This window comes from Meiothermus sp. (assembly GCF_025060375.1).
GTDB lineage: Bacteria > Deinococcota > Deinococci > Deinococcales > Thermaceae > Meiothermus.
This window is the reverse complement of the sequence record NZ_JANXCG010000089.1, coordinates 1-4,711: the sequence shown is the minus strand read 5'-3', so window position 1 is coordinate 4,711 and position 4,711 is coordinate 1. Positions and strand designations below refer to the sequence as shown.

Genomic DNA, 4,711 nt, shown 5'->3' with positions numbered 1-4,711 from the left:
CCAGAACCTCCTCCCAGGTCCAGCCGGGCCTGGGGGTCACCACCAGATACAACCGTCCCTGCAAGCCACCACCCCCTTAGGCCGGCAGGGGGCCCCGCGCGGCCCTGGGGATGGGGTTTGGGTTGTGGGGGTTAGGGCGCTCCGCATAGGCTTCCCTCCGCCGGCATTACCCGGATCAGGTTCCAAGGGTCGCTGGGAAGCACCCAGCTCTCAGCCCCTCCCTTGGGGCACCCCTAGCCTGTACGTGGGGATTATACCCCTCCACCCCTGCCGTGTGAAGCCCTAGCCCGGCCGGGTGGCCCGGATCCGCCCCCGCGCATCGTAGTGGTAGACCACCCGCCCCCGCCGCACCACCACCGTGTCCGTCGTCCAGCCCAGCAGCTCATCCCGGCTCCCGATGCCGATGGTGCCGATGAGCCGCCCCTGTGGGTCGAAGATATCCAGCACGTTTCCCCTGCGCCGCACCGAGCCAATCATCCTAACCTCCTTTGGACAACACCCTGGGAGGGATAGGCTCATTCTAGACGGCCCGCTTCCCCAGGACCACGGCCCCGCAGCGGGGGCACCCTGCACCCACTGGGGGCGGGGGCCCTGGGGCTCGAGCCGAACCTGCCCCCCCGGGCAGCCCACTCCCGAAGACTCAGACCACCATCCTGCCCTAAGGCGACGGAAGGTGCAAAAGAGGCGGTCAACAGGTGGACGGACCTTCGCATGGCGTCGAAAAGGCCCCCTGTTCGGGGCCACGCGCGTGGGCTCTCGTCTGTGGTCGTGTCTCAGGCGGCGGCAAAAGAAGGTTGGCCAGCCCGAGATGGAGCTTTTCACCCTTGCTCAGGGTAGCACGAGTGTGGGGGCTGCATAGGTCCCCCAAGTCCCGATGAAAGTGCAGGCAGGGCTCGCTGAAGCCCGAGACCCATCCTGGCGCTCAGCTACCCAGCCAGAACCTAGGGTAGTGCCCGGCTTTGGGAAGAGGGCTTATGCTGAAGGCCATGGAGCCATTGGCGTCGCCTCTCCCCCTACCCGAGGCCGAACTGCAGGCCCTTTGCCGCCGCTATCGGGTAAAGCGGCTCTCCCTCTTCGGCTCGGCGGCCAGGGGGGAGCTTGGGCCCCAAAGCGACGTGGACCTCCTGGTGGAGTTTGAACCCGAGGCCGCCGTGGGCTTCCTGACCCTGGCCCGGATGGCACGGGAGCTGTCCGAGCTCTTTGGCCGTCCCGTGGACCTGGTCCCGCGGAGCGGCCTGAAACCCATCCTCCGCGAGAGGGTTCTGAGGGAAGAACGCGTCCTCTATGCGTCCTGAGCGCCTGTACTTGGTGGACATCCTTGAGGCGGCTGAGGCCATCGGGCGCTTTCTACAGGGGGTAGAGGAAGCCTCTTTCCTGAAGGACGAGCTACGGCAAAGCGCCGTGTTGCAGAAGCTCATTCGTCATCGGTGAGGCCGCAGCCCGCCTGCCCAAAGCCTTCACCCGCCAACACCCTCACATCCCCTGGCCGGACATCGTGGCCTTTCGCAACATCGCCGTGCACGAGTACTTTGCCGTGGATTGGCGTATCGTGTGGGTCACGGCCAAGCAAAGGGATGGACCAAGACTAGGAGGCGAACCAGGGCGGCCTGATCGGGTTGGTTAGCCCTGAGGGGGCAGGCCCGGACCCAAGTGCCGTAGAAACTGCCGTAAAAGCCCTCCCCGCCTTGCTTCCAAGGCGGGGAGTTTTGGCTTTCCATCGCGGTGGGCGATGGTGGACTCGAACCACCGACCTTGCGCTGATCAGCGCCAGGAGGGCCGCCCAGATGGAGAAGAGCTTCTCGCCCAGCGCCTCCCCGGTTCCGGTCACCCCTTACCCCTCTACCCCAGCGGCGTGGAACACGGCCTGGAGCTTGCTGAACTGGATCCCTGGCGATGGTCGGGAAGAGCTCCCTTTGCCGTGGGAATGGCGACCCGCCGCCCGTTCGATGAGCGCATCCTCAGGCCCCCAGAACTCTGGGTAAGCCCGGACAGGGTGGTGGGGGTCTACGTGGATTTCCTGGGGTGGGCCGAGGTATGGCTAGACCTGAGCGCCAGCGACGCCCTGCCGGGGAGCGCCCTGCTGGCAAGCGGCAAGGGGCGGGCGCTGCTGCCCTTCAGAGGCCGTCGGTACGCCAAGGGAGCCGCCCTGAGGGCCTCCAAGCCCAGCTATGGTTCCGGGAGACCCTCCGCCCCAGGCTGCTCAGGGCCCTGCTGGAGCGGGCCCCGCTCCCGGAGGACCGCCTGGCCGACTGGATAGAGGAGGGCCTGGCCCGGCAGCAGCTCAGGGGCAGGGGCTGGAAGGGGTGGCGGGGCTGCGGGCCCGCCCTGGCCCCTAGGCCTGCCCCCGCCTCCCCTTGAGGTTCCTCAGGGTCTGCTCGAGCATGCGCTTGCGGGCGGTCAGGTGGTCCTCCTCAATCAGGGTGGAGAGGGCCTGGAGCTCGTCCACCTCCTCCGCGTAGTGCCCGGCCAGCGTGCGAAGCATGGGGGCCGCCTGCTGGATGGTTGCACTGGCCTCCTGGAACATCCCCCGGTCCAGCCAAGCCACGGCCTCCTGCCGGAGCCGGGTCACCTCGAGCTTGGCCAGGTAGGCCAGCACCTCGGGGTGCTCCGGCAGGCCCTGGAACTCCGCCTCCCCCACGGCCTCCAGCGCGAGGGGCAGGCGCAGCTCCTGCCTCCGGCCCTCCTCGTCCTCCCAGCTGAGCCAAAGCTCCCCCCTGAAGGGCCCCGGCGGCAGCAGCAGGCTGAAGGCCAGCTCGAGGGGCAGCCCGCGGATCAGGTCGGGCAGCTGGTACTGCCCCTGGGGCCCCTCCGCAAAGGCGTTGTGGAGCCGCACCTGCACCCCCGGGGCCACCAGGGCAAGGCGCACCCCCTTGGCGAAGGTGGCGGAGAGGCCCGAGAGCTCCTGGGCGAAGATCCGGGGCAGGTCGGCCGCGCTCTCGACGAAGTAGAACTGGCCCCCGCCCCGGTCGGCCATCAGGACCAGCAGGTCCTCGTTGAAGTCGCGGCCGATCCCCAGGGTGGTGGTGGAGACCCCCCGCCGGGCCAGCTCGCCCACGTGCTGGGCGATGGCCTCCGGCTGGGTGAGGCCCTGGTTGGCCAGCCCGTCGGTGAGCAGGAGCACCCGGTTGAGGGCGGCGGGGTCCAGGTGCTGGGCCACCTGGTAGGCGGCCTCCCGCCAGCCCTCGAAGAGGTTGGTGCTGCCCCCATGGTGAACCCCCCTGAGCCGGGCCAGAAGCGCGGGCTTGTCCGTCACCGGGCTGGAGGGCAGCAGCTGCTCGATCTGGTCGTCGTAGGCCACGATCGCCAGGCGGTCCTGTGGGCCCAGCTCCTGCACCAGGAAGGCCGCGGCCTCAAGGGCCCTCTTCAGCTTCCCGCCAGCCATGCTGCCCGAGCGGTCCAGCGCCAGCCCCAGGTTCAGCCGGGGGCGGCCGCGCTCCCTCTCCGGGGCGTGCAGGCGGAAGAGTACCTCCAGCCGGGTCTCGCCCTCAAGGCGCACGGCGGGCTTCAGGGGGATGAACTCCACGCGGGGGATGCTCTCGTTCATGGTCTTCCTCCAGGTCTCTTGGAAACGCTTTGCAGCGCCCTGCCGATCTCCTCCAGCAGGGCCTGCCACTCGGCCGGGCTCTGCGGCAGCGGGTAGTCCTCGGCCAGCCACACCTCCAGCCCCTCCCGCACCCGCACCCGCCAGAACGGCTCGGGCCCCGCGGGGCGCGGCCGGGGGGCCGCGGCGGCCAGCCGCTCCAGGTACTCCAGCGCGGGGTTGGCCGGCCTGAGCACCACCTGGGTAGGCTGCTGCAGGAGGGCCAGGAGTTCCTCGGTGCTCCGCTTGCGCAGCTCCGGGGCCAGGGTGCGCAGGGTGTGGCCCTGGGCCAGCAGCTTCCGCGCCAGCAGCAGCTGGAGCAGGTGGCGCCCGCTGTAGCGGGCCTCGCGCCAGTCCCGGGCAGGGGGGTCGAGCAGGCCCTCGGAGGTGTAGTAGCGCACCGTGCGCCCGCTGACCGCCTCCTTCCCCCGACCCGCCTCGGGGAGCACCTGGGGCAGGAGCCGGTTGGCCTCCTCCACCAGCTCCTCCAGGCCCCAGGTGCGGTGGGGCTCGAGCAGGTAGGCCAGGTCGGGCATGCCCCCAGGGTATCAAAAACACTTTCGTTTGTCAATTACACTTTTACTTGCCGCCGCCCAACCCGTGCTCCCATGCGAACTCATTGCCTGACCATGATGCGCCGGGGGAGGAAGCAGCCCTCCAGGGCATACAGGCTCATATCCTGCCGTAGCCCGACCGCTTGAGGCCCCCTGTGAGGAGGTCCTCTTGGAGTCATCCGCGCAACCCAACCCCGGTTTAGGTCCCGGGAAAGGGCTTCGTCTGGATGCCCTTCTCCAGGACCTCCAGCGTCGATGGTCTCTTCGGACACCAGCCTCCTGGTGCGCCCGCACTACCTGGATCCGAACGACCCTTTTCCCAGGCGGTGGACCTGGCCCAAAGGGGGTACTCCCGGCCAGGGCTGGAGCATCCTGTGCTCCCCAGGCGCGGGCCGGGCGCCGCTATTTACAAGCAAAACACCGCCGGCTTATGCCCTAGGAGTTTCCCCAAGGGGTGAATGGCGGTCCCGTTCCATCCGGTAGCGCACAAGCTGCTCAAGGTTCCGCATGAAGGAGAGGGGCGTGCCAGACAGGCGCACCAGCTCCCGCAACAGCCATTCCTCCTTGAACTCCGTGA

General features: G+C 68.8%; 7 protein-coding genes and 1 riboswitch. Of the genes, 4 read left to right on the top strand and 3 right to left on the bottom strand.

The genetic code is table 11. The features are described 5' to 3' along the window. Positions 1-135 precede the first annotated feature (135 nt). Positions 136-245, bottom strand: a riboswitch (TPP riboswitch). Positions 246-282: 37 nt separating this feature from the next. Further along, complete coding sequence (locus NZ849_RS10685) at positions 283-477, bottom strand: hypothetical protein (RefSeq protein WP_295407128.1); 195 nt, start codon at positions 475-477, stop codon at positions 283-285. A 509-nt stretch (positions 478-986) separates the two neighbouring features. Here NZ849_RS10685 and NZ849_RS10680 point away from each other — a divergent pair. The 4 genes from NZ849_RS10680 (at position 987) to NZ849_RS10670 (ending at position 2,257) form a co-directional block, all read left to right on the top strand. Further along, on the top strand, positions 987-1,295 hold the full coding sequence (locus NZ849_RS10680) for a nucleotidyltransferase family protein (protein WP_295407125.1): 309 nt from the start codon (positions 987-989) through the stop codon (positions 1,293-1,295). Beyond that, positions 1,285-1,431 carry a hypothetical protein gene (locus NZ849_RS10675; RefSeq protein ID WP_295407122.1) on the top strand — a complete coding sequence of 49 codons (147 nt, stop codon included), beginning with the start codon at positions 1,285-1,287 and terminating at the stop codon, positions 1,429-1,431. The genes NZ849_RS10680 and NZ849_RS10675 overlap by 11 nt, the downstream gene beginning before the upstream one ends. Then, complete coding sequence (locus tag NZ849_RS12115; protein WP_367182969.1) at positions 1,424-1,624, top strand: DUF86 domain-containing protein; 201 nt, start codon at positions 1,424-1,426, stop codon at positions 1,622-1,624. The genes NZ849_RS10675 and NZ849_RS12115 overlap by 8 nt, the downstream gene beginning before the upstream one ends. A 294-nt stretch (positions 1,625-1,918) precedes the next feature. Next, the gene (locus NZ849_RS10670; RefSeq protein WP_295407119.1) at positions 1,919-2,257 is read left to right on the top strand and encodes a hypothetical protein; all 339 of its coding nucleotides are present in this window, start codon (positions 1,919-1,921) and stop codon (positions 2,255-2,257) included. A 75-nt stretch (positions 2,258-2,332) separates the two neighbouring features. Here NZ849_RS10670 and NZ849_RS10665 read toward each other — a convergent pair whose 3' ends face one another. Further along, positions 2,333-3,544 carry a VWA domain-containing protein gene (locus tag NZ849_RS10665; protein ID WP_295407116.1) on the bottom strand — a complete coding sequence of 404 codons (1,212 nt, stop codon included), beginning with the start codon at positions 3,542-3,544 and terminating at the stop codon, positions 2,333-2,335. Then, a complete protein-coding gene (locus tag NZ849_RS10660) occupies positions 3,541-4,116 on the bottom strand; it encodes a MerR family transcriptional regulator (RefSeq protein ID WP_295407113.1) in 576 nt (191 codons plus the stop codon). The genes NZ849_RS10665 and NZ849_RS10660 overlap by 4 nt, the downstream gene beginning before the upstream one ends. Between the last annotated feature and the right edge of the window lie 595 nt (positions 4,117-4,711).